The sequence below is a fragment of the Microbacterium terrisoli genome (assembly GCF_030866805.1).
GTDB lineage: Bacteria > Actinomycetota > Actinomycetes > Actinomycetales > Microbacteriaceae > Microbacterium > Microbacterium terrisoli.
The window spans coordinates 3051677-3076824 of the sequence record NZ_CP133019.1 but is presented as its reverse complement, the minus strand read 5'-3'; the positions used below and the strand labels follow the sequence as shown (position 1 = coordinate 3076824).

The window sequence follows — 25148 nt, the reverse complement described above, 5'->3', positions numbered from 1 at the left end:
GGTCATCGCTCGACGACCACTCCGTCTTCGTCGGCGGTGACCATCGCGCCCGGCCGGATCACCGCGCCGCCGATCGTGACCTCCACGTCGATATCGCCGACGCCGCCTTTGCCGCTTTTGCGCGGGTTCGTGCCGAGGGCTTTGATGCCCAGCGGCAGAGCGGCCAGCGCCACGCTGTCGCGCACGGCGCCGTTGATGATGACGCCGGCCCATCCGTTCGAGACGGCCAGACCCGCGATGCGGTCGCCCATCAGCGCGCAGTTCAGCGATCCGTCGCCGTCGACCACCAGCACCGCGCCGTGCCCGAACGTCTCGAGCAGACCTGCGAGCACGACGTTGTCTTCGCGGCACCGCACGGTGCGCGCAGGACCGGCGAAGCGTCGCTGCGCGCCGAAGTCGCGCCACAGCGCGGCCAGCGAGCTCAGGCGCTCGCCGCGCTCGTCCCAGAGGTCAGCGGTCGAAATGGTCATACCGGTCTCTTCTCTTGATCGGGGGAATCGTACGGCTCGGGCGCGTCCGGGGCGCGTGGGCGGAGCCCGTCGGCGTCGTCCTCGCGCAGCAGCTCGGTGGCGACCGCCCCCAGGCTCGACTGGATGTGGCGACGCATGACGGCGCTGGCGCCTGCGGAATCCCCGGCGATCACACGCATCATGAGCTCGTGGTGCTCCGCGTCCTTCCGCGCCAGCTCGTCGGTGTCGCGGTCCCGACGCAGTCCCGCCAGCCGATAGCGGTCGTTCTTGTCCCACAGCGTGTCGAGGGTCGTCACGAGCACGTCGTTGTGGGATGCGCGATACACCGTCTGATGGAACCGCCGATGGCGCACGAGCTGGTCGATGGTGGGATGTCCGGGGAGGGCGTGGATGTCGGAGGCCGCGCGGATCGCGGCGATGTCGTCGCGCGTGCGGCGCTGGGCGGCAAGGCCCGCCGCCATCGGGTCCAGGGCCAGCCGCATCTCGAGCAGGTCGCGTGCCTCTTCGACACTGAGGTCCGTCACGATCGCGTCGCGGTGCGCGCCCAGCTGCACGAGGCCCTCGGATTCGAGCTTGCGCAGCGCCTCACGCAGCGGGGTCGTGCTGATGCCGAGCTCGACGGCCAGCGTCGCCTGGTTGAACGACGAGCCGGGCGCGTACTCGCCGGTGAGCACGCGGTTGCGCACGACGGTGTACGCGAGGTCGCTCTTGACGGGGTAGGTGCGGGCGGGTGCGGTCATCGGGGCCGATCGGTCGGGGATGTGGCACCTCCGTTATAACATACGATGGCACTCGTTATAACGAAGTGGATGCCGCGAGCAGTGGAATCTCGTGGCCTGTGAGCAAAACGCACAAAACCCGCGGAATATGAGCCAAACGTGATGATCCATTGACGAAGCTACGGTTATAACCGTAATGTCATCCCCGATCACGAGGCCCGCACCAGTGCCTCGGTCCGCATCACAAGGGAGTGAAAATGAACCGTGCACCGCGTTCCACACGCCGCCTCGCGGCAGCGGGACTGGCGACCCTCGCGGCTGTCGGCCTCGTCGTCGGCCTCAGCGGCTGCTCGTCGAGCACCGCGCCCAAGGCGCCGGAGAACAAGATCGCGCAGGGGCAGTGGCCCAGCTACTACCCGTCCGACTACAGCAAGATCGTCGACGCCGCCAAGAAGGAGGGCGGCAAGCTCACGATCTACTCGAACACCGATCAGGAGAATTGGGCGCCGATCTTCCGCGACTTCCAGAAGAAGTACCCGTTCGTCACCAACATCCAGGCCAACAACCTCGACAGCGACGAGGTCTTCCAGAAGCAGCTCAGCGAGACGGCGACGGGTAAAGCTCCGGCCGACATCCTCGTCACCAACGCCGTGCAGGCCTGGGCGAAGTACGCCGATGCGCCCGACCGTGTGCTGGCCTACCAGTCGCCCGAGCTGTCGAAGCTGCCCGACTACGCGCAGGTCATGCCGAACGTGTACGCGATGTCGATGGACCCGGTGGGCCTCGCATACAACGCGCAGCTGCTGGGCAGTGAGCCCACGAGCATCGCCGACCTCGCCAAGGTCGTCTCGGCCGATCCCGCCAAGTTCAAGAACAAGATCACCACGCGCGATGTCAGTGGCTCGTTCGGGTTCACGGTGTCGAAGGGCTTCGTGGACGGCAGTCAGGATGCCTGGACCTCGCTGGCGAAGATCCTTCCGTCGGCTCGCCCCGAGACTTCGTCGGGCACCCAGAACGACAAGATCACGTCGGGTGAGTACCTCGCCGGCTTCTTCATCTCCAGCGCCGTGGGCTTCCCCCAGCAGGAGAAGGCGAGCGGCATCTACAAGTTCGTGTACCCGAAGGACGGCACCGTGGTGCTCGGCCGCGGCATCGGCATCGCGCCGAAGGCGCCCGAGGCCAACACCGCCAAGCTGTTCCTCGACTTCGTCCTCTCGGAGGAGGGCCAGAACGCGGTCGCCGAGGGAGGCCTCACCGCCTACCGCGACAGCGTCAAGCAGGCCCCGGGGCTGCACACCTACCAGGAGATCGTCGATCAGGCCGGTGAAGACGCGATCATCCGCGTGCCCTACAAGATCACCTCTGACGCCGACGTCAAGGCCTTCACCGACAAGTGGAACGGCATGCTGGGCAAGTGACCTTGCCGTCGCCACGTTTGGCCCGCGACATCCGAGAGTGGAATTGAATTCATGACCATCCTGACCCGCCCCACAGAAGAGGCCGCGTCGGATCGATCGCAGACCCTCCCGGCGCCGAAGTACCTGCGGGTCTTCGGCGTCGGGCGGGACCGCGCCGTGCAGTGGGTCGTGCTCATCGTCGTCGCGCTGTTCGTCGTCGCGCCGATCGTGCCGATCCTGTATCAGTCGATCCGCAGCAAGCCCCTCTACGACTCCACCGGTGCCTTCACCGCTGAGTCGTACGTCAAGCTGTTCACCGAGGCCGGTTTCGGCCAGGTGATCCTGAACACGGCGATCTTCGCCATCCTCACCACGTTCCTCACGCTGGTGTTCGCCATCCCCATGGCGATCCTCGTCGTGCGCACCAAGCTCCCTTTCGGGCGCCTGCTCGCCGGATCCATGCAGTGGCCGTTCTTCATCTCCTCGCTGCTGCTGGGCTTCGGCTGGATCGCGCTGTACGGCCCCGCCGGGTTCGTCAGTGTCGAGGTGCAGCGCTGGATCGGGTTCGTCCCGTGGAATCTGTACTCGATCCCCGGCATGGCGCTGACCGAGGCGGTCGGGCTCGCCCCGATCGCGTACGTCTTCTGCGCCAACGCCCTGCGCAAGTCCGATGCCTCGCTCGAGAGTGCCGCGCAGGTCTGCGGCTCGGGCCCGCTGCGCATCATCTTCCAGGTGATCGTGCCGCTGCTTCGGCCCCCGATCGTGTACGCGTCGATCCTCATCTTCAGCATGTCGATCGAGACGCTCAGCGTGCCGCTGCTGTACGGCACGCCAGTGCGGATCGAGGTCTTCTCGACGTTCCTCTACACGCACGGCCTGCAATCGATCCAGCCCGATTACGGAATCCTGGCCTCGGCCTCGACGATCATCCTCGCGGTGACCATCACGACGGTCGCCATCCAAGCCAAGGTGCTGAAGAACTCGCAGCGGTTCGTGTCGGTGCGGGGCAAGGCCACGCGGCCGCGCCGGCTCGATCTCGGCTGGCTCAAGTGGGTGGCCACGATCCTCATCGTGATCTACGTCGTGTTCGGCGCGGCGCTGCCGATCCTCGGCCTCGTGCTGCGTTCGTTCACGCTCATCTTCACGCCGCTGCAGAACCCGCTCCAGTCCCTGACGCTGCAGAACTACCAGACGGTGTTCACGTATCAGTCGTACATCCAGTCGATCTGGAACAGCGTCATCGTCGCGGTCATCGGCGCCGTGCTGGTCAGCGCCCTCGCGCTGATCGCCGTGGTGGTGGCCAAGAGATCGACGTTCCGGTTCGCGCGCGCGGTGGAGTACCTGTCGCTGGCGCCGCAGGCCATCCCCGGCATCATCGTCGGCATCGGGTTCTTCTGGGCGTTCGCACTGTTTCCCGGCGGCAACCTCATCCAGGGCACGTTGATGGCGATCATCATCGCGTTCGGGCTGCGCGCATTGCCGACAGCATTCGGGTCGATCTCACCCGCTCTCATGCAGATCGCCGGCGAGCTCGACAACGCAGGCCGTGTCGTGGGCGCCGACTGGGTCGGCGTGTTCGCCCGCATCCTGCGCAAGCTCCTGATGCCGGCGTTCGCCGGAGCCATGCTGCTCGTGTTCGTCACGATGCTCAAGGAGTATTCGGCGGCACTGTTCCTGTCGTCGGCGAACACCAATGTGATCGGCACGACCATGCTCGAGCTCTGGGTGCAGGGAAACACCGGCTCGGTCGCTGCCCTCGCGACCATCCAGATCGCGATCACCGCCGTCGTCGTCGGTCTCGCGAACCTTCTGATGAAAGAGAAGAACGATGCCTGAAATCCGTGTCTCCCACATGGCCAAGACGTTCGGAGACGTCAAGGTCCTCAACGACATCGACTTCGAGGTGAAGGACGGTGAGTTCTTCACGCTGCTCGGCCCCAGCGGATGCGGCAAGTCGACCACGCTGAACTGCATCGCGGGGCTTGAAGACCCGACCGAGGGGGCCATCTCGATCGGCGACCGCGCGCTCGTGGACCGGTCCAAGCGCATCTACGTGCCGACCGAGGAGCGCAACCTCGGCATGGTCTTCCAGTCGTACGCGCTGTGGCCGCACATGACCATCACGAAGAACCTCGCGTTCCCGCTGAACATCCGCAAGGCCGGTCGCTCCGACCGCGACACGAGGATCCATGACGCGCTCGACAAGGTCGGGCTGGCCCACCTCGGCGACCGCTATCCGCACCAGCTGTCCGGCGGCCAGCAGCAGCGTGTCGCGCTTGCTCGCGCCCTGGTGTACTCGCCGAGCGTACTGTTGCTGGACGAACCGCTGTCCAACCTCGACGCGAAGCTGCGCGAGCAGGCCCGTGCGTGGCTCAAGCGGCTGCAGGCCGACCTCGGCATCACGACGCTGTACGTCACGCACGATCAGGACGAGGCACTCACCCTGAGCGATCGGATCGCGGTCATGTTCGACGGCGTGATGACCCAGGTGGGCACCCCGCACGAGATCTACGAGCACCCGGCGACCGCCGCGGTGGCCGCGTTCGTCGGCAGCTGCAACTTCCTGCTCGGCACCGTCGAGCAGCAGCGCTCTGACCACGTCGACGTGCGGCTGCAGGCCACCGGGTCGGTCGTGTCGGTGGCCAGCGACGAGGACTGGCTGCCCGGCGCCCCGGTGACCGTGGCGGTGCGGCCCGAGAAGCTGAAGATCGTCACCGAGCAGCCCGGCAGCCGTGATGTGAACGTCCTCGACACCGAGGTCGTCACAAAGGCCTATGTCGGCTCCCGATACGAGTACATGCTGCGCCTGGGCGATGTCGCCGTGCAGGTCGTGGCCGCAGACGGCTCGCTCGACGGCGCCGTGCGTCTGCTGTTCGAACCCGACGAGGCGCACGTCTTCCCCGGCGCGTCCGGACCCTCCACAGAAGTCCTCGATCTCATGAAGGTTGCAGCGTGATGACGGGCGGCCACCGGCTCGGTCTGCTGGCAGGCGACGGCATCGGGCCCGAGATCGTGCCGGCAGCGGTGCAGTGCGTGGATGCCGCTGCCCGCGCGGTCGGGCTCCCGTCGATCGAGTGGGTCGAGCTGCCGCTGGGCCGCACCGCCATCGACACGCACGGCGCAGCCGTCCCCGCCGAGACCCTCGCGGCGCTGGACGGCCTGGAAGCATGGCTGCTCGGCCCGCACGACAGCGTGTCGTACCCCGAGCCGCACAGGTCGCAGCTGAACCCGAGCGGAACGATCCGCAAGCACGCGGGGCTGTTCGCCAACATCCGGCCCGCGAAGTCCTTCGCGGGCTCGCGCGCCGTCGTTCCCGGCACCGACCTGGTGATCGTGCGCGAGAACACCGAGGGGTTCTACGCCGATCGCAACACGTATGCCGGCACGGGGGAGTTCATGCCCACCCCCGACGTCGCCATCGCGCATGGGATCATCACCCGCGCGGCGACCGAGAAGATCGCCGAGGCCGCGTTCGAGCTGGCGATGCAGCGCCGCAAGCACGTCACCATCGTGCACAAGGCCAACGTGCTGATGCTGACCACGGGCCTGTTCCGCGACGTGTGCCGCGAGGTCGCCGCACGCTACCCCGAGGTCACCGTCGACGACTTCCACATCGACGCGATGACGGTGCACCTGGTGCGCCGGGCGAACGAGTTCGACGTCATCGTCACCGAGAACATGTTCGGCGACATCCTCTCCGATCTGTCCGGCGAGCTCGCCGGTTCACTGGGCATCGCGCCCAGCGTGAACAGCTCGCTGACCCAGGCCATGGCGCAGGCCGCGCACGGTTCGGCCCCCGACATCGCCGGGCGCGACATCGCGAACCCGATCGCGATGATCCTCTCCTCGGCCATGCTGCTGGAGTGGCTCGGCGCACGACACGACGACGAGCGCCTGATCCGCGCAGCCGCTCTCATCCGCGCCGGCGTCGATCGGACCGTCGCTTCGGGAACCGCCACCGGCGACCTCGGCGGGACGGCGTCGACCAGCGCGTTCGCCGCGGCCGTGGCATCCGCCATCGACTCTGCGGGACTCGACCACGCGAGCGCCTCGACCCAGGACCCCTCGCCACAGGGCGCCTCGACCACCGGCGCACAGGAATGACGGAGGTGTTCGCGGTCCTGGTGACCATCGACGTGCGGCCCGAGACGATCGACGAGTTCACGGCGGGCCTGCAGGCCAATGCCGTCGCCACACGCGGCGAACCGGGATGCCTGCGCTTCGACGTGCTGCGCACGCGGGACGATCCGAACCGGTTCGTGCTGTACGAGCTGTACTCCGACGAGGATGCGTTCTTCGTCGGGCATCGCCAGGCCGCTCATTACCCGGCATGGGTGCAGCTGTGCGAGCGATGCGTGCCGCCGGGCGGCCGCAGCAACACGTACGCGGTGCCGGCATATCCCGATGGGCTGACCGAGCATGCCTGATCTCGAATCCGACGAGCTGACCACGGAGTACGGCAGCTACCGGATCGCATCGCTGGACGGTGTGGCCGATGACCGGCTGCCGTACGCGATCCGCATTCTGCTGGAGAACGTGCTGCGCAATCAGGATGGGCACCGGGTCACGCCCGACCAGATCGACGCGCTCGCCGGCTGGGGAAGCGATGCCTCGTTCGCCACACCCATCGAGCTGACCCCGTCGCGCGCGTTCCTGCACGACACGAATGGCGTTCCGGCGCTGGTGGACCTCGCCACGATGCGCGACGCGATGGCCGACCTCGGCGGCGACCCCGCAACGATCGGGCCGCGGATCCCGGCCGAGCTGGTCGTGGACCACTCGGTGATCGCCGACTTCTTCGGCACCGCCGACGCGCGCGAGCGCAACGTCGACCGCGAATACGAGCGCAACGCCGAGCGGTACCGGTTCTTGAAATGGGGCCAGAACGCTCTCGACGGCTTCGAGGTCGTGCCGCCCGGAGCCGGCATCATGCACCAGGTCAACCTCGAGCGCCTGGCCCGGGTCGTGATCGCCGACGGTGGCTGGGCATATCCCGATGTGTGTCTGGGCACCGACTCGCACACCACGATGATCAACGGTCTGGGCGTGCTCGGCTGGGGCGTCGGCGGCATCGACGCCGAGGCGGTCATGCTCGGCGAGACGTTCGGGATGCTGGTGCCCCGCGTGGTCGGCTTCCGGCTGACCGGTGCGCTGCCGGCCGGTACGACGGCGACCGACCTGGTGCTCACCGTCACACAGCTGCTGCGCGCGCACGGGGTGGTCGGCTCGTTCGTGGAGTTCTTCGGCGAGGGCGTCGCGCAGCTCACGCTGGCCGACCGGGCCACGATCGCGAACATGAGCCCCGAATCGGGCGCGACCTGCATCTATTTTCCGATCGACGACGAGACCATCCGGTACCTGCGGTTCACCGGGCGCTCGCCGGAGCGGGTGGCGCTGGTCGAGGCGTACGCGAAGAGGCAGGGCCTGTGGCACCGCCCCGACCGGGTCGCCGACTACACCGAGATCGTCGAGCTGGATCTGTCCAGCGTCACTGCTTCGCTCGCCGGCCCCCGTCGGCCGCAGGATCGCGTGCCGCTCACCGTCGCGCGCGACGCGCACCGGCAGACGCTGCCCGATCTGCTGCCGGCGGTGCCGGGAGGCCCGGTCGATCCCGCACAGCGGTTCGGCGTCGACCTGGGCGGTGACCGCACACGTGTCGACCTGGGCCACGGCGCCGTGGCGATCGCGGCGATCACCTCGTGCACGAACACGTCGAACCCCGCTGTCATGATCGCCGCCGGGCTGTTCGCCCGCAATGCCGTGGCGGCGGGCCTGCGCACCAAGCCGTGGGTGAAGACCACCCTGTCGCCCGGGTCACTGGTGGTGACCGAATACCTGCAGAAGGCAGGACTGTCCGACGCATTGGACGCGCTCGGGTTCACCACGGCCGGCTACGGCTGCATGACCTGCATCGGGGCATCCGGCCCGCTGATCCCCGCGGTGCAGGACGCGGTGCGCGAGCAGGGCATCGCGGTTGCCGCGGTCCTCAGCGGCAACCGCAACTTCGACGGGCGCATCAACCCCGACGTGCGCATGAACTACCTCGCCTCACCACCGCTGGTGATCGCATACGCGCTGGCGGGCACGATGGACATCGACCTGGTGAACGACCCGCTGGGGGTGGATGCCGCAGGCAGGCCGCTGCGGCTGGGCGACCTGTGGCCGGCCGAGGCCGACGTCGCGACCCTCATCGAGCAGACGCTCAGCCCGGCGATGTTCACCGAGGCGTATCGCGACGTGTTCGCCGGCGACGAGCGGTGGCGTGCGCTGCAGGCACCGGATGCGGCCGTTTTCGACTGGGAGGACGACAGCACCTACCTGCGCCGGCCCCCGTTCTTCGACGGGATGGCCGCTGAGGCCACCGCCACCCCCGATCTGGTGGGCGCGCGCGTGCTGGCGCTGCTGGGCGACTCGATCACGACCGACCATATCTCGCCGGCAGGGGCCATCCCGGCCGCCTCGGTCGCCGGACGGTACCTCGCCGAGCGGGGAGTGGCTGCGGCATCCCTCAACACGTATGCGTCTCGTCGCGGCAACCACGAAGTGATGATGCGCGGGTGCTTCGCGAACGTCCGTCTGCGCAACCGTCTCGTGCCGGGTGTCGAAGGCGGCTACACGCGCTGCTTCGTCGACGGCGGCCGGCAGCAGACGATCTTCGACGCCGCTCGGGCCTACCGTGCCGCGGAGGTGCCGCTGGTGGTGATCGGGGGCAAGGAGTACGGCACGGGATCGTCTCGCGACTGGGCGGCCAAGGCGCCCGCGCTGCTGGGAGTGCGCGTCGTGCTGGCTGAATCGTTCGAGCGCATCCACCGCTCGAACCTCATCGGCATGGGCGTGCTGCCGCTGCAGTTCCTGCCCGGTGACAGTGCCGAGTCGCTCGGTCTGACCGGTGAGGAGACGATCGATGTGCTCGGGATCGACGCGCCGCCCCCCGCCCCCGACGCGGCCGGGCACACGGTCCCCGCGCGGGTCACCGTGCGCGCCGACGAGAAGACGTTCGAGGTCAACGTGCGCCTGGACACCCCGCGCGAGCGGGAACTGTATCGCCACGGCGGCGTCATGAAGTACGTGCTGCGCCACCAGCTCGGGCGCGACCCCGGCACCGCGCGTCGATGATGGATGCTCGGCGCCGCGGGCTCGTGCTGCTGCTGACGCACGCGGTGCTGATCCAGATCATCATCTTCGGCATGCGGCCGGCGCTGTCGTATGCCGCGCTCGGGCTCGGCAGCTCTCCGGCGTTCCTCGGGTTCCTGTCGGCGTTCTATGCGCTGCCCGCGCTCTTCCTGGCACTGCCGGCCGGGCGCATCGTCGATGTGATCGGCGAGAGACGTGGCCTGGTGATCGGCGCGGTCACGGTCTCGGCGGCCGCAGCGATCGCCGTCGTGGGAGTCGGATCGCTGTTCGTGCTGATGATCGCGGCGGTCATCCTCGGCTGCGGCCAGATGTTCACGGTGCTCGGTCAGCAGTCGTACGTGGGGGCGATCTCGTCGGCGAAGCGCTCGGATGCCGCGTTCGGCCTGTATGGCTTCGCGGCCGCTCTCGGCCAGACCGTGGGCCCGCTGATGCTGGCGCTGCCCGGCGGCACGCCGGCGATGCCTCCAGTCGCCCTGATCTTCACGGTGAGCCTCGGGTGCGCAGTGCTCATGCTGCTGGTCTCGCTGCTGATCCGCACCCCGCCGCGCGCGGCGGTGGCAGCACGCGCGCCGATGCTGCGCGCGGCGCGCGGGGTGCTGTCGACGAAAGGGCTGCCCCATGCTCTGGTGGCCGGCAGCCTGGTGCTCGCCTCGGTCGACATCTTCATCGCCTATGCGCCGCTGGTCGGGCACGATCGCGGGCTGTCGGCCGTCGTCATCAGCGTGATGCTGGTCGCCCGGTCGGCGTTCTCGATGTTCTCGCGACTGTTCCTCGGGGTGCTCTCGAAGGCCTTCGGGCGGCGCTGGCTGCTGGTGGGCAGCATCCTGCTGTCGGGTCTGATGCTCGCGGGATTCGTGTTCGACGTGCCGACGCCGGTGCTGATCGCCTTCTCATGCGGCTACGGTTTCGTCGTCGGCATCTGCCAGCCCATCACCATGTCGTGGATCTCGCTGATCGCCCCGCCCGGAACGCGGGCCCTGGCGATGTCGATGCGCTTGGCCGCCAACCGACTCGGCCAGACAGTGCTGCCGGCCGCGCTCGGTGTTCTCGCCGCGGCGGCGGGAGCGGCGGGTGTGCTGGGCGCCAGCGGTGGAATGCTGATGATCGCCGCCTGGGCCGGCACTGGAGTGCCCGACGACCCCGGCGAGGGGACCGAGACAGAGGAGCAGACGACACCATGACCACACCACCGATCCCACGCTGGCGGCCACGCATCTTCCATCCCCGCGCAGAGCCCTCCGTCGACCGTGGCAACGGCGCCCGCACGACCCCGCTGGTCACCCGCGCCGCCGGGGCCACGGCGTTCCTGAACGGCACCACGTCGTTCGAGCCTGGGGCCGCGATCGCGCATCACAGTCACAACTGCGTCGAGAGCGTCATGGTCATCGAGGGCACGGCGATCGTCGACATCGACGGCGTGCGCACGCGTCTCGAGCGGCACGATGCGACGTTCGTGCCGGCCAACATCCCGCACCACTTCGAGAATGCGTCCGAGACCGCACCGATGGCGATCTTCTGGACCTACGCGTCGGTGGATGCGACGCGGCGCCTGGACGGCAGCGACGAGGCGGAGCGCGTCGACGTCGAGGCCGGTGCCGCGCCCGAGACCGACGCGTGTCGTGAGAGTGCGCGCTTCAGAGTGCGCCCCGGTGCGGAGCAGGATTTCGAGGCGGCCGTCGCCCGGGCGGTGCCGCTGTTCCAGCAGGCGGAAGGATGCCGCAGCTTCGAGCTGCGCCGCATCCACGAAGAACCGTCGACCTATGTGGTGAGCATCGAGTGGGACAGCCTGGCCGCCCACCTGGAGCGGTTCCGTCCGAGCCCCGAATACGCCCAGTGGCGTGCGCTGGTGGAGGACTACTTCGCCGAGCCACCTGAGGTCGTGCACGACCGCTCGGTGCTCAAGGGCTTCTGAGCGCGCCGGCTTCGCACCCCACGAATTCTGAGGAGACGACATGGACACGACGGCTCGCGCCGCGGACCTGCGGGCGTTCGGCGCCCGCGTGCTCGAGAGCCTCGGCGTGCCGCGCGACGACGCCGAGCTGGTGTCGGACTCGCTCGTGGTCGCCGAGCAGTGGGGGCATCCCTCGCACGGCATGCTGCGCCTGCCCTGGTATGTCGAGCGTCTGCGCACCGGGCGCATCACACCGGTGACCCGCCTGACGGTGCTCAACGACCTCGGGGCGCTGGTCAGCGTCGACGGCAATGCGGGCGTCGGGCAGGTCGTGACGGCCCGCGCGATGGACCTTGCCGTCGAACGCGCCCGCGTGCACGGCATCGGCGCGGTCGGTGTGCGCAACTCGAACCACTTCGGCACCGCCGCGTATTTCACCCGGCGTGCGGCCGCCGCGGGCTGCGCGGCGATCCTGACGACGAACGGATCACCTGCGATGGCCCCGTGGGGCGGTATGGACAAGGCCGTCGGTGCCAACCCGTGGTCGTTCGCCGCCCCCGACGGGCACGGAGACGTCGCCGTGCTCGACATCGCCAACACGGGCGTGGCGCGCGGCAAGATCTACGCCGCCGCAGAGAGGGACGAACCCATTCCCGAAGGCTGGGCGCTGGATGCCGCGGGCCACCCGACGACCGACCCGCACGCGGCGCTCGATGGCGGCGTGGTCCTGCCGATGGCAGGACACAAGGGCTACGCGATCTCGTTCATGATGGACGTCTTCTCCGGGGTGCTCACCGGGTCCTCGTTCGGTCTGGACGTCGGCGGACCGTGGCAGCCCGACGCGCACAGCGGCGCCGGCCACCTCGCCATCGCCATCGACATCGAGGCGTTCGGCCCGCGCGCCGCGTTCGACGCGCGGATGGGCGCGCTCATCGACCAGGTCAAGGCCGTGCGTCCGGCCCCCGGCGCCGGCGACATCCTCTACCCGGGCGAACTCGAGAACCGCAACCTGGCCGCCGGCTCCGGCATCCCTCTGCCTGCCAAGACCCGCGACGATCTCGCGGCGCTCGCCGACTCCTGTGGTGTGCCCCTCGGCTTCTGATCCCGGGTGCCGCGCCCGCGCCGAGAATGCGATATCAGCTGTAGCCGCCGCGCGGTGCCGGAGCGAGTTCAGGACCGGTCGGCTCCACGAACCGCACGGTGACTGTGCCGTTCACCGACCTGTCCACCAGACCGTATGACATGACCACGCGATCGCGGTTGATCTTGCCGCCGTCGGGGGTGATGGTCAGTTTCGTCGGCCGCAGCCCGTGCAGGAACGCGTGCTTTTCATCTGCGTCGCGGTCGTTGTTGCGCATCCAGGCGGTGAACATCTGCTCGGCTGCCGTCCCGATGCGCGCGATGCCGGTGGCGATGGTGGTGCGGGCGAGACCGTCGATGAAATCCAGATTGCCGAGCACGTTGTCGACGTCGTCGATCGTGGTCTCCCCGAAGTGATCCGTGTTCTCGAGGCGGCCCGGATAGTCGATCTCCAGGCGCACCTGCAGGGCTGACCCGTTGTAGGTGATCGAGGCATCCATCGCACCGCCGCCGACCCCTCCGTCCAGATCGATGGTGCCGAGGTACTTGCTCTGCATGCGGGTGTCCTTACGATCCGAGGCTCGTGGTCTTGGCCTCTTCGGCGATGAGGTCGTTGACGGTCTTCTTGGCCTCGGCGTCGGTGTGGAAGTAGTCGGCGACCGTCGCCTCGAACAGCTTCTGCCCGCGTGCGTATTCCGCATCCGTGAGCGTCAGGCACTGGGCGGTGAGCGCATAGAGCTCGCTCGCCGCCGCATGCGTCCCCTCGTTGCTGCGACCGACACCGTAATGACGCGGTGTCGGGTTGGATGCGGGAGCGCTGCCCAGCGACGTGGACGCGCTGCCCAGCGCCGTGCTGATGCGCGACATGTTGTTGGAGACGATCTGGGCGTCCTCCTCCTGCATGGTGATCGACCCGTCGCTGCCGGCATAATCGCCCAGCTGGAACTTGTCCAGATCGAACTCGGCCGGTTTTTCGGTGATCGTGCTGATCGCGTCGAGCATCATCTGGTTCAGCGCGTTCTCCTGGTCGACCAGGGCTGTGTTCAGCTTGCCGAGGGCCGTGTCCAGAGATTCCATGATGCTCAGGTAGCTGTTGCCGGACACGGCGGCGTCTGCGGCGATCTTGGCCATTGCGCCGGTCGCGACGGTGGACAGCCCCACGAGCGCGGCAACGGCCGGTGCTGCGGAGCCTGCGGTCGCGACGGTCGCAATCGCGCCGGCGACGGCTGCGATGACCGTCAGGGTGGCGGTTCCGGATGCCGCGGCCGCCGTGCCCGCCTGGGTCGCCCAGGCGTCGCACGCCTGCTGCATGATGTTGGCCACATCGTCACGGGCGGCCGGCCACATCTTATGCTCCGCCGAGTAGTTCATCTCGAGGATGGCGCAGGCCGCTCCCAACCCGTACGAGATGTTGGAGAACTGCGAGTTGTACTTGTCGAGGAAGGGCGGCTTGAACTTGCCCTCGATCTTGGTGATCAGAACGTCGCTCACCTTCCCGTTCGCGGTGACGATCTCGCCGTTGTTCTGCACCGAAGCGCCGGTCCCCGATGCTCCGAAGATCGACGCCGCAGTACTGACCGACTTCTGCGGGTCGGTGCATTCCGAACCGTCGGGAAGCTCGAGCCAGGGGTTGACACGCGCATCGATCGCGTCACGGATCTCGTTGAACTGTGCTTCGCACGACGAGCTCATGCCGGACCTCCGCCGCCGTTGCCGTTTTCATCGGGCCGGTGATAGAAGTTGAGCATCCATCCCCATTTCGAATAGATCTTGTCGTTGCCCCAGTTCGGATAGAAGCTCTGATCCGCCATCCAGCAGTCGATCGCGGCGCGCTTCATATGGCCGATCGTGGTGGAGATATCGTCGTAGCCCGCCATGGTGCCCCCTCTGTGCAACTCGGGTCTGAGCTGAGGCTATGCGGCCGGCCTCGACACCATCAATGGGGAAAAGTACCCATGCGAGGAAGGGTCGGGGCGGTTATAGACTCCGGGGGACCTGCAAGACGATTGCTCCGACAGGAGGCGAAATGACCGGACGACAGCGAGCGGCGGCGGCGGGCTCTGCCCGCAGACCGGGCCGGGCCGCACTGTGGATCTGGATCGTTGCGCTGGTCGTCGGCCTCGCGCTGTTCCCTCTGCTGCCGGGCTATCCGAGCCCCGCGTTCGCGGTCGCACTCATCATCGGCATCGTGGCGGCGATCGTCGCCGCAACGCTGGACATCCGCAATCGCCGGGCGGGGGCGTCCCCGCGGGCGACCGGCTGGGTGCTGGGTCTCGGCATCCTCGCCCTGGTCATCGACCTCGTGCTGGTGATCACCCTCGTCGTCGGCGTGCTGACCCGCCCGAACCTGACACGGGTCGAACTGCGCGCGACGGGAGGGCCGGTCTTCACCGTCTCGTTCAGTGACGACGTGAAGCAGCACGTCGATGAACAGTGGCACGACAGCGGGTTCGCGCGGTTCAACACGGCGAAATCGTCGACCGAGATCACGGTGAACGCTCCGACGGGCCAGGCAGAGCAGACGGTCAGTTGCGAGATCGAGTGGAACGGGGCGGTGGTGGCCCACGAGACCTCCACCGGCGGCACCGTCACGTGCCGGTACGAGGCTCGGTGACCTGCAGTCTTCAGCCGCGTCGTGACACGATGGGGGCATGACCGAGTACGCCACGATCCTGACCGAGACGCGAGGGCGCGTCGGGTGGATCACTCTCAACCGTCCCGAAGCGCTCAATGCGCTGAATTCGCAGGTGATGCGCGACGTCGTCGATGCCGCGACCGGGTACGACGCCGACTCCGAGATCGGGGCGATCGTCGTCACCGGGTCGCAGCGCGCGTTCGCCGCCGGCGCCGACATCAAAGAGATGGAGTCCAAGACCGCGCTCGACATGGTCATGGGCGACCATTTCGGCGGCTGGGCGGCGTTCGCCGCCGTCCGCACGCCCGTCGTCGCCGCTGTCTCGGGCTACGCGCTGGGCGGCGGGTGCGAACTGGCGATGATGTGCGACATCATCCTCGCCGCCGACACCGCGCGCTTCGGTCAGCCCGAGATCAACCTCGGTGTCATCCCCGGCATGGGCGGCACGCAGCGGCTCATCCGCGCGGTCGGCTACTACAAGGCCGCCGAGCTCGTGCTCACGGGACGACTGATGGATGCCGCAGAAGCCGAGCGCGCCGGTCTCGTCTCCCGTGTGGTGCCCGCGGCCGACCTGCTCGAGGAGGCCGGCAAGGTCGCCGACACCATCGCGTCGAAGTCCCTGCCCTCGGTGTTCGCGGCCAAGGCCGCGCTGGATGCGGCGATGGAGACCACCCTGGCCGAGGGGCTGCGCCTGGAGCGCCATGTCTTCGCGAGCCTGTTCGACACGCACGACCAGAAAGAGGGGATGGCGGCGTTCCGCGAGAAGCGCGCACCCGCCTTCGAGAACCGCTAGTGCCGCGGTCGGCGAGCGAACGCAGCGCGTCGAGACGATGCCTCGCACCCTCGTTTCGACTCGCTCAGCGACCGGGAATGGCCTCGACCGCCGCCGCCTCGGCACGCTGCGCGCGCACGACCGCGAAGCCGGCGACGGCCATCGTGATCGCACCGGCGATGCCGGCCACCACGAACGTCCAGCGCGCGCCCAGCAGCACGTTCGACATTCCGCCCAGGCCCAGAGCGATCAGCGACGCCGTGCGCGCCAGCCCGTTCAACGCGGCCGAGACGCGTCCGCGCTGAGCATCCGTCGTGCGCGACATGAGCAGGGCTCCCGTTGCCGCGTTCCCCGTGCCGAACGCGGCGACCATCACCGTCAAGAGCACTGCGTATGTCCAGAAGCCCGGCGCGACGCCCATGACGATGAGGATCACTCCGGCCGATCCGAATCCGATGGTCGCTGCACGGCCACGCCCGGTGCCGGTCGAAAGGCGTGCGGCGATCGCCGCGCCGATCAGGCCGCCCGCACCCGCGAAGAACTCACTGAGCCCGTACTGCCAGTTCGTCGCGCCGAGGTCGTCGCGCACGAGGAAGACTTCGACGGGGTTGATGCCCTCCACGAGGACGACGAACACGAGGATCGACGCGAACAGCGGGAGCAAGATGCGGTCGCGCGCTACGATGCGCAATCCCGCCGTCCATCGCGCGTCCGGAGGTGCCGCCGGTGACGCGGCGTCGCATCTGGCCGACGTCGTCGTGATCGCCCCGTGGCGCCGCGTCTGAATCGCCAGCGCCGCACCTGCCAGCACGACGTAGGTCGCGGCATCCGCCCAGAACCCCCAGGCGACGTCGTCGAGGGTGACCAGCAACCCGCCGAACCCGGCACCGATCGGCGACGCGACGGCAGCGAGGCCTTGCTGCCACGAGATGGCCTTGCCGATGCGGTCCTCGCCGACGATGCGGGGGACCAGCGCGCTCCACGTCGGCTGCACGAACGCCTGCGCGAACGAGATCACGACACCGGTGACGAAGATCATCGGAATGTCGTGGTCGAAGCCCAGCGCGACCACCGCGGCGGCCTGCGCGAGGGATGCCGTCACCAGCACGACGCGGGAATCCATCGTGTCGGCGACCTTGCCGGCGATGCCCATCGTCGCGATCGCGGGGATCACCAGGGCGGCAAGGAATGCGGCGACCCCGAGGGCTCCTGCACCGTGGTTGTGCAGCAACAGGATCGCCGCGATCGAGGTGACCGACGTGCCCGCGGTGCTCAGCGCTCGTGCGACCAGCGCGATCCGCGCATCGCGGATGGTCCAGATCGAAGTCTGAAAGGAACGCTTCACAACTATGAAGGGTATGCTTCACGCCGCTCGGGCGCAAGTAGACTGCGAAGGTGCGCAATGAACCGATCAAGGTGACCGAGATGTCTCAGATGCGCGCGGCCATGCACCCGGCGCGCTGGCGGGTACTGACCGAGTTGTTCGACCGGCGCGAGAGCATCACCGCGACCGAGGCGGCAGGACTGACGGGACTTTCGCCCTCCGCCATGAGCTATCACCTCCATCAGCTCGAGAAGGCCGGGTTCGTCGCACGAGAGGCCGCCGCCGACGGCCGGGAACGGCCGTGGCGTGCCCTCGGTGACGGGATGGAGATCACCGCCTTGCCCGACGAGGTGACGGGGCGGGCGCTGATGGACAACCTGCTCGGCGAGATCACCCGGCTGTTCTCGTCGGGGCCCCCGGGCGGTCCCGACGGCACGCCGTGGCCGTCGTCATTCACCCACACGCAGCTGCACCTGACCAAAGACCGGGCGAAGGAGCTGCACCGTCGGGTGCAGGAGGTCATCGACGAGTTCGACGCCGATGCCGAGGGGCCGGAATACGAGATCTTCTGGATTCAGGGGGTGCAGCCGCAGCCTCCGGCGGACGAACTCACGTCTTGATGCGTGGGGAGCATCAAGACGTGAGTTCGTCCACCCGCTGCCGTGCTACCCGAGTCGGCGGCGATAGACCGATATGGCCACGATGTACGCGACGACGAGGATGCCGACCATCCACGCCAGCGCGATCCAGATGTCGCCCGAGACCGGGGTGCCCGTGAACAGGTCGCGGATCGTGTTCACGATCGGGGTCATCGGCTGGTACTGGGCGAACCAGCGCACCGGCCCCGGCATCGATGCGGTCGGAACGAAAGCCGAGCTGATGAACGGCAAGAAGATCAACGGGTACGAGAACGCGCCCGCCCCGTCGGGCGTCTTGGCCGCCAGCCCCGCGATCACGGCGATCCAGGTGAGGGCCAGGGTCACCAGCAGCAGGAGGCCTGCCACCGCCAGCCATGCACCGAGGCCTGCGCCCGTGCGAAAGCCCATGAGCAGCGCGACGGCGATGACGACCACGAGTGCGATGACGTTCGCGACCAGCGAGGTGAGCACGTGTGCCCACAGCGACGCCGAGCGCGAGATGGGCATCGACTGGAACCGTTCGAAGATCCCGGTCTGCAGATCGGTGAACAGCCGCAGCGCGGTGTATGAGATGCCGGTGGCGATCGTGATCAGCAGGATTCCCGGCAGCATGTAGTCGATGTACGAGCCCGACGTCGCTCCGGTCTGGATCGCCCCGCCCAGCACGTACACGAACAGCAGCATCATGGCGACCGGCATGATCGCGGTCGTGATGATCGTGTCCAGGCTGCGGGTGATGTGCTTCAGGCTCCGGCCGGTCAGCACGGCGGTGTCGCCGAAGAAGGCGGTGCTCATGATGATTTCTCCTTCGTGGATGCCGCGCCCGCACCGGTGTCGCCGACCAGGGCCAGGAACACGTCCTCGAGCGACGGCTGCTTCTGGACGTACTCGACCTGCGCCGGGGGCAGCAGCTTCTTCAATTCGTCGAGCGTGCCGTTCTGGATGATGCGGCCCTCGTGCAGGATCGCGATGCGATCGGCCAGCTGCTCGGCCTCGTCGAGGTACTGCGTGGTCAGCAGCACCGTGGTGCCGCCGGCGGCGAGCTGCCGCACCGACCGCCACACCTCCAGGCGTGACTGCGGGTCCAGGCCCGTGGTCGGCTCGTCGAGGAAGATCACCGGCGGATCGCCGATGAGGCTCATCGCGATGTCGAGACGCCGGCGCATGCCGCCCGAGTAGGTCGAGGCCTTGCGCCCTCCGGCGTCGGCGAGCGAGAAGCGCGCGAGCAGGTCGTCGGCCACGCGCCCCGGCTGCTTCAGGTGCCGCAGTTGCGCCACCAGCTGGAGGTTCTCGCGCCCGGTGAGCATCTCGTCGACGGCGGCGAACTGCCCGGTCAGGCTGATCTGCTCGCGCACGTCGGCCGGGCGCGATGCCACGTCGATGTCGCGCACGCGGGCGGTTCCGGCATCCATCTTCACCAGCGTCGACAGGATGCGGATCAGCGTGGTCTTGCCGGCACCGTTCGACCCGAGCAGGGCGAAGACGGTGCCGCGGGCGACGTCGAAGTCGACTCCCTGCAGCACGGGCCTGCCGGTGAAGGACTTCTGGATGCCGCGGACCGCGATGGCGGTGTCGCTCATTTCTTCTCGCCTCGTTCCGCATCGTCGATGGATTGGTTGAGACGTGCGCGCTCCTTGTCGATCCAGTGCTTGCCGCCGTAGGCCTGCGCGAACGCCTCAGCGAACTCCACCGGGTCGTCGCCCACGATGCCGCGGACGGGCGTGCCGTCGGCGGCGGCCTGCTCCCAGAGGTCGGCGAAGTCCGAGAACATCTGCATCATGATGTCGCCGTCGAAGACGCCGCCGGCGTACAGGAGGTATCGCTTGACTGCCTGCGCGGCTGTGCCGTACGGCTCGGGCAGGGCCTTCAGTCGTGCGGTGATCTGCTTGTACTGCTTCTTCTGTTCGAGGGATCCGGTGAGGGTTTCGATCCACTTTGCGGCCATGATCAGTTCTCCTGCGTGGTGTGGGTGTCTGTGGTGTCGGCGTCTGTGGTGTGACGCGCGTGGTCGTCGCGCAGCTGCGCGACACGGTCGGCGAGGAACGTCCATCCCTGCCAGAATTCGTCGAGCGATGTGGTGCCGGCGGCGTTGACGGTGTAGACCTTGCGCGGTGGTCCCTTCTCGGACGGCACCTTCTCGACGTCGACGAGCCCCTTCTGCTCGATGCGCACGAGGATGGCGTAGACCGTTCCCTCGGCGGTGTCGGTGAAACCCCGGTCGCGCAGCGACGCCGTGATCTCGTATCCGTAGGCGGGACGCCTCGCGAGGATGGCGAGGACGATGCCTTCGAGGATCCCCTTGAGCATCTCCGTCTGCTGCTTGCCCATCGCTGCGCCCCTTCGCTACTCACTGTCGCTGACTACCAGTAGAAAGTAACACTGAGTACCGCTAGTCAGCAACACTGAATACTGAGAGTTCGATGGGCATCGTGCGAGATGCCCCTCGGTTGCGCGAGATGCCCCTCGGTTTGCGCGAGATGCCCTTCGGGTTGTGCGAGATGCCCTTCGGGTTGTGCGAGATGCCCTTCGAGGGCAGGTCGGGGTGGCCGAGGGGCAGGTCGGGGTGGCCGAGGGGCAGGTCGGGGTGACCGAGGGGCAGGCCGGGGTGACCGAGGGGCAGGTCGGGGTGACCGAGGGGCAGGTCGGCTCAGAGGGGCTCGGGCGCAGGCCGCGGATCCTCGAAGTCGCCGGCCTCGCGGCGCATGCGGGCGATCAGGCCGACCAACTCGTCGGTGTCGGCGCGGTTCAGGCCCGGGTCCTCGAACACCTCGGTGTTCAGCGCCGCCGTCGCACGCTCGCTGAGCTCGCGGCCGGAGTCGGTCAGCACGATGAGGGTGGCGCGTCCGTCGTCAGGGTGCGGCTCGCGGTGGACGTGTCCGGATGCCTCGAGCCGGTCGACGGTGTTCGTCACGCTGGTGGGGTGCACCTGCAGGCGCGCGGATGCCGAGGCCATCGGCATCCGTCCCTCGCGCGTGAAGCGCAGGAGCGTCAGCAGCTCGTACCGCGCGAAGGTGAGCCGGAACGGCTTGAGCGTGGCCTCGACGCGGGCGAGCAGGATCTGCTGCGCGCGCATCACGGAGGTGACCAGCGTCATGCCCGGCGCCGCATCGGTCCACCCGTGTTCGAGCCACTGCCGCTTCGCCTCGGCTATCGGGTCGACCGGCAGTCGTTTCACGCGAGCCACAATCACCTCCGGTCCTCGAGTTCCACGCTAGTCGGTTCCCCACTGCGGGCTGTGTCGGCGCGACACCCTGAATAGACTCGAACACGACGCAAGGAGTGCCATGAAGATCGTCGTCCTGGTCAAGGAAGTCCCCGACACCTATGGAGACCGCAAGCTCAACCTCGAGACGGGGCTGGCCGACCGCGCCGCCAGTGAGCCGGTGCTCGATGAGATCGGCGGCCGCGCGCTGGAGGTCGCGCTGTCGTATGCCGACAAGAACGCGGGCACCGAGGTGGTGGTGCTGTCGATGGCGCCCGAATCGGCCCACGCGACGATCCGCAAGGGCCTCGCGATGGGCGCGGCCAGCGCCGTGCAGATCATCGACGAACAGCTGCTGGGCGCCGATCTGGGGCTGACGGCCGAGGTGCTGGCCGCGGCGATCCGCCAGATCGGCTTCGACCTGGTGATCACCGGCAATCAGTCCACGGACGGCAGCGGCGGGGTGATGCCGGCCATGCTCGCAGAACTGCTGGACGTGCCGCAGGCGACGAGCTTGAACAGCGTCGAGCTGACGGACGCGCAGGTCGCGGGCGAGCGCGCGATCGACGGTGGCACGGCGCGGGTGAGCGCACAGCTGCCGGCGGTGATCTCGATCACCGAGCGCCTGCCCGATGCGCGGTTCCCGAACTTCAAGGGCATCATGGCCGCCAAGAAGAAGCCGTTCGAGACCAAGACGCTTGCAGACCTGGGGGTGGACGCAGCCGATGCTGCGGCATCCCGTTCGATCATGACCGCGGTCTCTGAGAAGCCGCCGCGCGCGGCGGGCGTCAAGATCGTCGACGAGGGCGACGCTGGCACGAAGCTCGCCGAGTTCCTGATCCAGAACCGACTTGCCTGAGGGGATTGAGATGGCTGAATACGCTGCAGATTCGATTCTGGTGCTGCTGGATGCGACCCCGTCGGGTGAGCTGGCGCGTTCGTCGGCGGGCCTGCTGGGTGCGGCCGCACAGATCGGCACGCCGGTTGCGCTGGTGGTCGGTGACGCGAAGCTCGCGGATGCCGCGGCAGGCCTGGGCGCCGTGCGTGTGCTGGTCGCCGCCCCGGGCGAGGGGCTGACCGTTCCGGTGGTCGATGCGCTGGCCGCCGCGGTGGATGCGGTGCATCCCGACGCGATCCTGATCTCGCATTCGGTCGAGGGGAGGGATGTCGCGGGTCGATATGCGGCCCGGACCCGTTCGGCGCTCGCGATCGACGCGGTCGGCGTCACCCGCGATGAAGAGGGAGTGCTCGCGCAGCACTCGGTGTACGGCGGGACGTTCACTGTCGATTCGGCGGCGACGTTCGGAGCTCCGGTGATCACGGTGCGTCAGGGAGCGGTCGAGGAGCGCGCCGAGGCGCAGCCGGTGGTCGTGGACGAACTGGCCGTGACGGCGTCGGGTCGTAAGGCCGCCGTGGTCGAATCGGTGTCGGAGTCGACCGAGACCTCGTCGCGCCCCGAGCTGCGGGGAGCAGCCAAGGTCGTCTCGGGTGGCCGGGGTCTGGGCTCGGGCGAGAAGTTCGCGCTCGTGGACGAGCTGGCCGACGTGCTCGGCGCAGCCGTGGGCGCGTCGCGCGCCGCTGTGGACGCGGGGTACGTGCCCCAGTCCTACCAGGTCGGTCAGACCGGTGTGTCGGTGTCGCCGCAGCTGTACATCGCGGTGGGCATCTCGGGCGCGATCCAGCACAAGGCCGGCATGCAGACGGCCAAGACGATCGTCGCGATCAACAAAGACGGCGACGCCCCGATCTTCGACATCGCCGACTACGGCGTGGTGGGCGACCTGTTCACGATCGTGCCGCAGCTGATCGACGCGCTCAAGGCGCGGAAGCAGTAGCCGTGGCCACCTACGGTCGCACGATCCGTCGGGGTCTGCCGCGCACCGCCGGTGGGCAGGCGTGGCCACCCGCCCCGGTCGGTGAGCCAGCGGCCGGCCCGGCTGTTGAGTCGGTGACAGCCCCGGTCGTCGAGCCGGCGGCCGCCCCGGCTGTTGAGTCGGTGACAGCCCCGGTCGTCGAGCCAGCGGCTGCTCCGGTTGTTGAGTCGGTGACGGCCCCGCTGGTCGAGTCAGCGGAGCGAGTCGAAACGGCGCCCGCGGCCTCTCCCGCGCTGCGCCGGGGCTTGCCGCGCACACCGGGCGGGGAGCCCTGGCCGCCCGCCGCCACTGAGATGGCTGCAGCGGCGCCGACCGCCGAACCCGGTGCGTCGTCGTCGGCGGCTGTGGCGGCGTCATCGACTCCGTCCACTGCCTCTCCGGCGCCCTCGGCGGCAGAGCAGACTTCGGTTGCGCCGTCGACGGCTGCGGCCGTTCCCGCGGGCTCGGCTGACGTGCCGCTGCGCCGCGGCCTGCCGCGCGTGCCGGGTGGAGAGCCCTGGCCCGCTGCCGGTTTCGCCCCCGCCGCCGCGTCCTCCGCTTCCGCAGCGCCTGCCGCGTCCTCCGCTTCCGCAGCGCCTGCCGCGTCCTCCGCTTTCGCAGCGCCCGCAGCTCCCGCAGCTCCCGCCGCCGCGTCCTCCGCGCCGGCAGCTCTGCCCGCCGCGACCCCCATAGGTCGACGCACCGGACTGCCGCGGCCGGGTGTCGCAGCTGCCGCTGCAACGGCCGCCCCTGCGGCGTCCACCCCGGCTGCGGCATCCACCGCGGCTGCGGCATCCGCCCCCATGGCGCAGACGCCCGCCGTCTCGGCTCCCGCACCGGCTGCTGCTGCTGAGGAATCGACCTCGGCCGGTGGGCTTGCTCCGTTGCCGTGGCATCAGGAGGTGTTCGTGGGGGCTGCGGCCGAGCGGTGGAGGGCCGACCGGGCGCGCACGATCCCTGCGCGCACGCCGCTCGTGCCGGCCGAGCCGATACGGCACGGTCCGTTCACGGCCGGTCAGTGGGTGGGCGCGGTGATCGTGGCCGGGGCGGGTCTGCTGTTCGCGGCCGGCATGGTGGTGCTGCTGATGCGCTGGTTCTTGAGCCTGGAGTTCATGCAGGACTTCTTGCAGACGTTCCCCGGGGCCTACGAGCTGCCCGAGGCGGCACCGGTCGGTTTTCCGGCCTGGCTGAACTGGCAGCACTTTTTGAACATCTTCTTCATGGTGCTGATCATCCGTTCGGGGCTGCAGGTGCGGTACCAGAAGCGCCCGCCGGCGTATTGGAGCCCGCGCGGCAACCCGCAGCGCAAGATCAGCCTCACCGTGTGGTTCCACCAGTCGATGGACATCCTGTGGATCGTCAACGGGGTGCTGTTCGTCGTGCTGCTGTTTGCGACCGGACAGTGGATGCGGCTCGTGCCCACCAGTTGGGAGGTGTTCCCGAATGCCCTGTCGGCGGGGTTGCAGTACGTGTCACTGGACTGGCCGATCGAAGACGGTTGGGTCAACTACAACAGTCTGCAGCAGTTGGCCTACTTCGCGGTCGTGTTCCTGGCCGCGCCGCTGGCGGCTGTCACCGGGGTGCGGATGAGTGGCATCTGGCCCAAGAACGCGCAACGGCTGAACAAGGCGTATCCGATCGAGTGGGCGCGGGCCGTGCACTTCCCGACGATGGTCTTCTTCGTGCTGTTCATCATCGGGCATGTCACGCTGGTGCTGACCACCGGGGCGCTGCACAACCTGAACAGCATGTTCGCCGCGAACGGCGGTGACACCTGGGTCGGGTTCTGGTTCTTCGTCGGGGCGATGGTCATCGTCGCGATCGGCTGGGTGGCAGCGCGTCCGCTGGTGCTCGCACCCATCGCACGCCTGTTCGGCCGCGTCAGCGAACGCTGAGACGAGGCCCTCGACCGCGAATCCATAGGGAGTCGGCGAGTCCATATGCCACAGCGCATTGATTCACCGAATCCCTATGGATTGGGCGGAGGGGCCGGGGGATATCCCCACCGGAAGTGGGCGGATCCCCACGCTGTG

Annotated in this window: 26 protein-coding genes; 15 read left to right on the top strand and 11 right to left on the bottom strand. The window is 68.4% G+C overall.

What is annotated here, in order from left to right:
• Positions 1-2 precede the first annotated feature (2 nt).
• Positions 3-470 carry a ribonuclease E activity regulator RraA gene (gene rraA, locus QU603_RS13910; protein WP_308491969.1) on the bottom strand — a complete coding sequence of 156 codons (468 nt, stop codon included), beginning with the start codon at positions 468-470 and terminating at the stop codon, positions 3-5.
• A complete protein-coding gene (locus tag QU603_RS13905; RefSeq protein ID WP_308491968.1) occupies positions 467-1210 on the bottom strand; it encodes a GntR family transcriptional regulator in 744 nt (247 codons plus the stop codon). The genes rraA and QU603_RS13905 overlap by 4 nt, the downstream gene beginning before the upstream one ends.
• Before the next feature lie 236 nt (positions 1211-1446).
• On the opposite strand from QU603_RS13905, the gene QU603_RS13900 reads away from it, so the two are divergent.
• The 9 genes from QU603_RS13900 to QU603_RS13860 are packed head-to-tail and all read left to right on the top strand — an operon-like array spanning position 1447 to position 12713.
• Positions 1447-2607, top strand: a complete 1161-nt coding sequence (locus tag QU603_RS13900; protein ID WP_308491967.1) for an ABC transporter substrate-binding protein — start codon at positions 1447-1449, stop codon at positions 2605-2607.
• Between the two features lie 51 nt (positions 2608-2658).
• On the top strand, positions 2659-4422 hold the full coding sequence (locus QU603_RS13895) for an ABC transporter permease (RefSeq protein WP_308491966.1): 1764 nt from the start codon (positions 2659-2661) through the stop codon (positions 4420-4422).
• Positions 4415-5542 carry an ABC transporter ATP-binding protein gene (locus QU603_RS13890; protein WP_308491965.1) on the top strand — a complete coding sequence of 376 codons (1128 nt, stop codon included), beginning with the start codon at positions 4415-4417 and terminating at the stop codon, positions 5540-5542. The genes QU603_RS13895 and QU603_RS13890 overlap by 8 nt, the downstream gene beginning before the upstream one ends.
• Positions 5542-6690: an isocitrate/isopropylmalate dehydrogenase family protein gene (locus QU603_RS13885; protein WP_308494032.1), complete on the top strand. Its 1149-nt coding sequence runs from the start codon at positions 5542-5544 to the stop codon at positions 6688-6690. Before QU603_RS13890 ends, QU603_RS13885 begins: the two co-directional genes overlap by 1 nt.
• The gene (locus QU603_RS13880) at positions 6687-7013 is read left to right on the top strand and encodes a putative quinol monooxygenase (protein ID WP_308491964.1); all 327 of its coding nucleotides are present in this window, start codon (positions 6687-6689) and stop codon (positions 7011-7013) included. The genes QU603_RS13885 and QU603_RS13880 overlap by 4 nt, the downstream gene beginning before the upstream one ends.
• On the top strand, positions 7006-9702 hold the full coding sequence (gene acnA / locus QU603_RS13875) for an aconitate hydratase AcnA (protein ID WP_308491963.1): 2697 nt from the start codon (positions 7006-7008) through the stop codon (positions 9700-9702). The genes QU603_RS13880 and acnA overlap by 8 nt, the downstream gene beginning before the upstream one ends.
• On the top strand, positions 9699-10901 hold the full coding sequence (locus QU603_RS13870) for an MFS transporter (protein ID WP_308491962.1): 1203 nt from the start codon (positions 9699-9701) through the stop codon (positions 10899-10901). Before acnA ends, QU603_RS13870 begins: the two co-directional genes overlap by 4 nt.
• A complete protein-coding gene (locus tag QU603_RS13865) occupies positions 10898-11632 on the top strand; it encodes an antibiotic biosynthesis monooxygenase (protein WP_308491961.1) in 735 nt (244 codons plus the stop codon). Before QU603_RS13870 ends, QU603_RS13865 begins: the two co-directional genes overlap by 4 nt.
• Before the next feature lie 40 nt (positions 11633-11672).
• Positions 11673-12713, top strand: coding sequence for an Ldh family oxidoreductase (locus QU603_RS13860; protein WP_308491960.1), 1041 nt, complete (start codon positions 11673-11675; stop codon positions 12711-12713).
• 34 nt (positions 12714-12747) lie between these two features.
• Here QU603_RS13860 and QU603_RS13855 read toward each other — a convergent pair whose 3' ends face one another.
• From QU603_RS13855 to QU603_RS13845, 3 genes are read right to left on the bottom strand one after another with little or no spacing between them, the layout of a single operon-like run.
• A complete protein-coding gene (locus QU603_RS13855; RefSeq protein WP_308491959.1) occupies positions 12748-13248 on the bottom strand; it encodes a hypothetical protein in 501 nt (166 codons plus the stop codon).
• A 10-nt stretch (positions 13249-13258) separates the two neighbouring features.
• Positions 13259-14383 (bottom strand): hypothetical protein, encoded by a 1125-nt coding sequence (locus QU603_RS13850; RefSeq protein WP_308491958.1) that lies wholly within the window; start codon positions 14381-14383, stop codon positions 13259-13261.
• Positions 14380-14568, bottom strand: a complete 189-nt coding sequence (locus tag QU603_RS13845; RefSeq protein ID WP_308491957.1) for a hypothetical protein — start codon at positions 14566-14568, stop codon at positions 14380-14382. Before QU603_RS13845 ends, QU603_RS13850 begins: the two co-directional genes overlap by 4 nt.
• Positions 14569-14717: 149 nt before the next feature.
• Here QU603_RS13845 and QU603_RS13840 point away from each other — a divergent pair, with 149 nt between their 5' ends.
• Entirely contained in the window at positions 14718-15305 is a 588-nt protein-coding gene (locus QU603_RS13840) for a hypothetical protein (RefSeq protein ID WP_308491956.1), read from the top strand.
• A 37-nt stretch (positions 15306-15342) separates the two neighbouring features.
• On the top strand, positions 15343-16119 hold the full coding sequence (locus tag QU603_RS13835; protein ID WP_308491955.1) for an enoyl-CoA hydratase: 777 nt from the start codon (positions 15343-15345) through the stop codon (positions 16117-16119).
• A gap of 64 nt (positions 16120-16183) precedes the next feature.
• On the opposite strand, the gene QU603_RS13830 is transcribed toward QU603_RS13835, so the two are convergent.
• Entirely contained in the window at positions 16184-17443 is a 1260-nt protein-coding gene (locus QU603_RS13830; RefSeq protein WP_308491954.1) for an MFS transporter, read from the bottom strand.
• 50 nt (positions 17444-17493) lie between these two features.
• Here QU603_RS13830 and QU603_RS13825 point away from each other — a divergent pair, with 50 nt between their 5' ends.
• Entirely contained in the window at positions 17494-18042 is a 549-nt protein-coding gene (locus QU603_RS13825; protein ID WP_308491953.1) for an ArsR/SmtB family transcription factor, read from the top strand.
• Positions 18043-18087: 45 nt separating this feature from the next.
• Here QU603_RS13825 and QU603_RS13820 read toward each other — a convergent pair whose 3' ends face one another.
• The 5 genes from QU603_RS13820 to QU603_RS13800 all read right to left on the bottom strand — a co-directional run bounded on the left by QU603_RS13820 (position 18088) and on the right by QU603_RS13800 (position 21244).
• Positions 18088-18855, bottom strand: a complete 768-nt coding sequence (locus QU603_RS13820; protein ID WP_308491952.1) for an ABC transporter permease — start codon at positions 18853-18855, stop codon at positions 18088-18090.
• Complete coding sequence (locus tag QU603_RS13815) at positions 18852-19640, bottom strand: ABC transporter ATP-binding protein (RefSeq protein WP_308491951.1); 789 nt, start codon at positions 19638-19640, stop codon at positions 18852-18854. Before QU603_RS13815 ends, QU603_RS13820 begins: the two co-directional genes overlap by 4 nt.
• A complete protein-coding gene (locus QU603_RS13810; RefSeq protein WP_308491950.1) occupies positions 19637-20005 on the bottom strand; it encodes a DUF1048 domain-containing protein in 369 nt (122 codons plus the stop codon). The genes QU603_RS13815 and QU603_RS13810 overlap by 4 nt, the downstream gene beginning before the upstream one ends.
• Positions 20006-20007: 2 nt before the next feature.
• Positions 20008-20388, bottom strand: coding sequence for a PadR family transcriptional regulator (locus QU603_RS13805; protein ID WP_308491949.1), 381 nt, complete (start codon positions 20386-20388; stop codon positions 20008-20010).
• A 319-nt stretch (positions 20389-20707) separates the two neighbouring features.
• Positions 20708-21244 (bottom strand): MarR family winged helix-turn-helix transcriptional regulator, encoded by a 537-nt coding sequence (locus QU603_RS13800; RefSeq protein WP_308491948.1) that lies wholly within the window; start codon positions 21242-21244, stop codon positions 20708-20710.
• Positions 21245-21344: 100 nt separating this feature from the next.
• Here QU603_RS13800 and QU603_RS13795 point away from each other — a divergent pair, with 100 nt between their 5' ends.
• From QU603_RS13795 to QU603_RS13785, 3 genes are read left to right on the top strand one after another with little or no spacing between them, the layout of a single operon-like run.
• Positions 21345-22121, top strand: a complete 777-nt coding sequence (locus tag QU603_RS13795) for an electron transfer flavoprotein subunit beta/FixA family protein (protein WP_308491947.1) — start codon at positions 21345-21347, stop codon at positions 22119-22121.
• A 10-nt stretch (positions 22122-22131) separates the two neighbouring features.
• Positions 22132-23097, top strand: coding sequence for an electron transfer flavoprotein subunit alpha/FixB family protein (locus QU603_RS13790; RefSeq protein ID WP_308491946.1), 966 nt, complete (start codon positions 22132-22134; stop codon positions 23095-23097).
• 2 nt (positions 23098-23099) lie between these two features.
• Positions 23100-25010 (top strand): cytochrome b/b6 domain-containing protein, encoded by a 1911-nt coding sequence (locus QU603_RS13785; RefSeq protein ID WP_308491945.1) that lies wholly within the window; start codon positions 23100-23102, stop codon positions 25008-25010.
• Positions 25011-25148: the final 138 nt, after the last annotated feature.

Bases quoted from the DNA above. Each gene is read 5' to 3' on its own strand.
- QU603_RS13815 (WP_308491951.1), bottom strand. From the start codon at position 19,640: ATGAGCGACACCGCCATCGCGGTCCGCGGCATCCAGAAGTCCTTCACC.
- QU603_RS13895 (WP_308491966.1), top strand. From the start codon at position 2,659: ATGACCATCCTGACCCGCCCCACAGAAGAGGCCGCGTCGGATCGATCG.
- QU603_RS13880 (WP_308491964.1), top strand. From the start codon at position 6,687: ATGACGGAGGTGTTCGCGGTCCTGGTGACCATCGACGTGCGGCCCGAG.
- QU603_RS13805 (WP_308491949.1), bottom strand. From the start codon at position 20,388: ATGGGCAAGCAGCAGACGGAGATGCTCAAGGGGATCCTCGAAGGCATC.
- QU603_RS13870 (WP_308491962.1), top strand. From the start codon at position 9,699: ATGATGGATGCTCGGCGCCGCGGGCTCGTGCTGCTGCTGACGCACGCG.
- QU603_RS13795 (WP_308491947.1), top strand. From the start codon at position 21,345: ATGAAGATCGTCGTCCTGGTCAAGGAAGTCCCCGACACCTATGGAGAC.
- QU603_RS13840 (WP_308491956.1), top strand. From the start codon at position 14,718: ATGACCGGACGACAGCGAGCGGCGGCGGCGGGCTCTGCCCGCAGACCG.
- QU603_RS13900 (WP_308491967.1), top strand. From the start codon at position 1,447: ATGAACCGTGCACCGCGTTCCACACGCCGCCTCGCGGCAGCGGGACTG.
- QU603_RS13845 (WP_308491957.1), bottom strand. From the start codon at position 14,568: ATGGCGGGCTACGACGATATCTCCACCACGATCGGCCATATGAAGCGC.
- QU603_RS13810 (WP_308491950.1), bottom strand. From the start codon at position 20,005: ATGGCCGCAAAGTGGATCGAAACCCTCACCGGATCCCTCGAACAGAAG.
- QU603_RS13905 (WP_308491968.1), bottom strand. From the start codon at position 1,210: ATGACCGCACCCGCCCGCACCTACCCCGTCAAGAGCGACCTCGCGTAC.
- QU603_RS13820 (WP_308491952.1), bottom strand. From the start codon at position 18,855: ATGAGCACCGCCTTCTTCGGCGACACCGCCGTGCTGACCGGCCGGAGC.
- QU603_RS13850 (WP_308491958.1), bottom strand. From the start codon at position 14,383: ATGAGCTCGTCGTGCGAAGCACAGTTCAACGAGATCCGTGACGCGATC.
- acnA (WP_308491963.1), top strand. From the start codon at position 7,006: ATGCCTGATCTCGAATCCGACGAGCTGACCACGGAGTACGGCAGCTAC.
- QU603_RS13890 (WP_308491965.1), top strand. From the start codon at position 4,415: ATGCCTGAAATCCGTGTCTCCCACATGGCCAAGACGTTCGGAGACGTC.
- QU603_RS13790 (WP_308491946.1), top strand. From the start codon at position 22,132: ATGGCTGAATACGCTGCAGATTCGATTCTGGTGCTGCTGGATGCGACC.
- QU603_RS13860 (WP_308491960.1), top strand. From the start codon at position 11,673: ATGGACACGACGGCTCGCGCCGCGGACCTGCGGGCGTTCGGCGCCCGC.
- QU603_RS13835 (WP_308491955.1), top strand. From the start codon at position 15,343: ATGACCGAGTACGCCACGATCCTGACCGAGACGCGAGGGCGCGTCGGG.
- QU603_RS13855 (WP_308491959.1), bottom strand. From the start codon at position 13,248: ATGCAGAGCAAGTACCTCGGCACCATCGATCTGGACGGAGGGGTCGGC.
- QU603_RS13885 (WP_308494032.1), top strand. From the start codon at position 5,542: ATGACGGGCGGCCACCGGCTCGGTCTGCTGGCAGGCGACGGCATCGGG.
- QU603_RS13865 (WP_308491961.1), top strand. From the start codon at position 10,898: ATGACCACACCACCGATCCCACGCTGGCGGCCACGCATCTTCCATCCC.
- rraA (WP_308491969.1), bottom strand. From the start codon at position 470: ATGACCATTTCGACCGCTGACCTCTGGGACGAGCGCGGCGAGCGCCTG.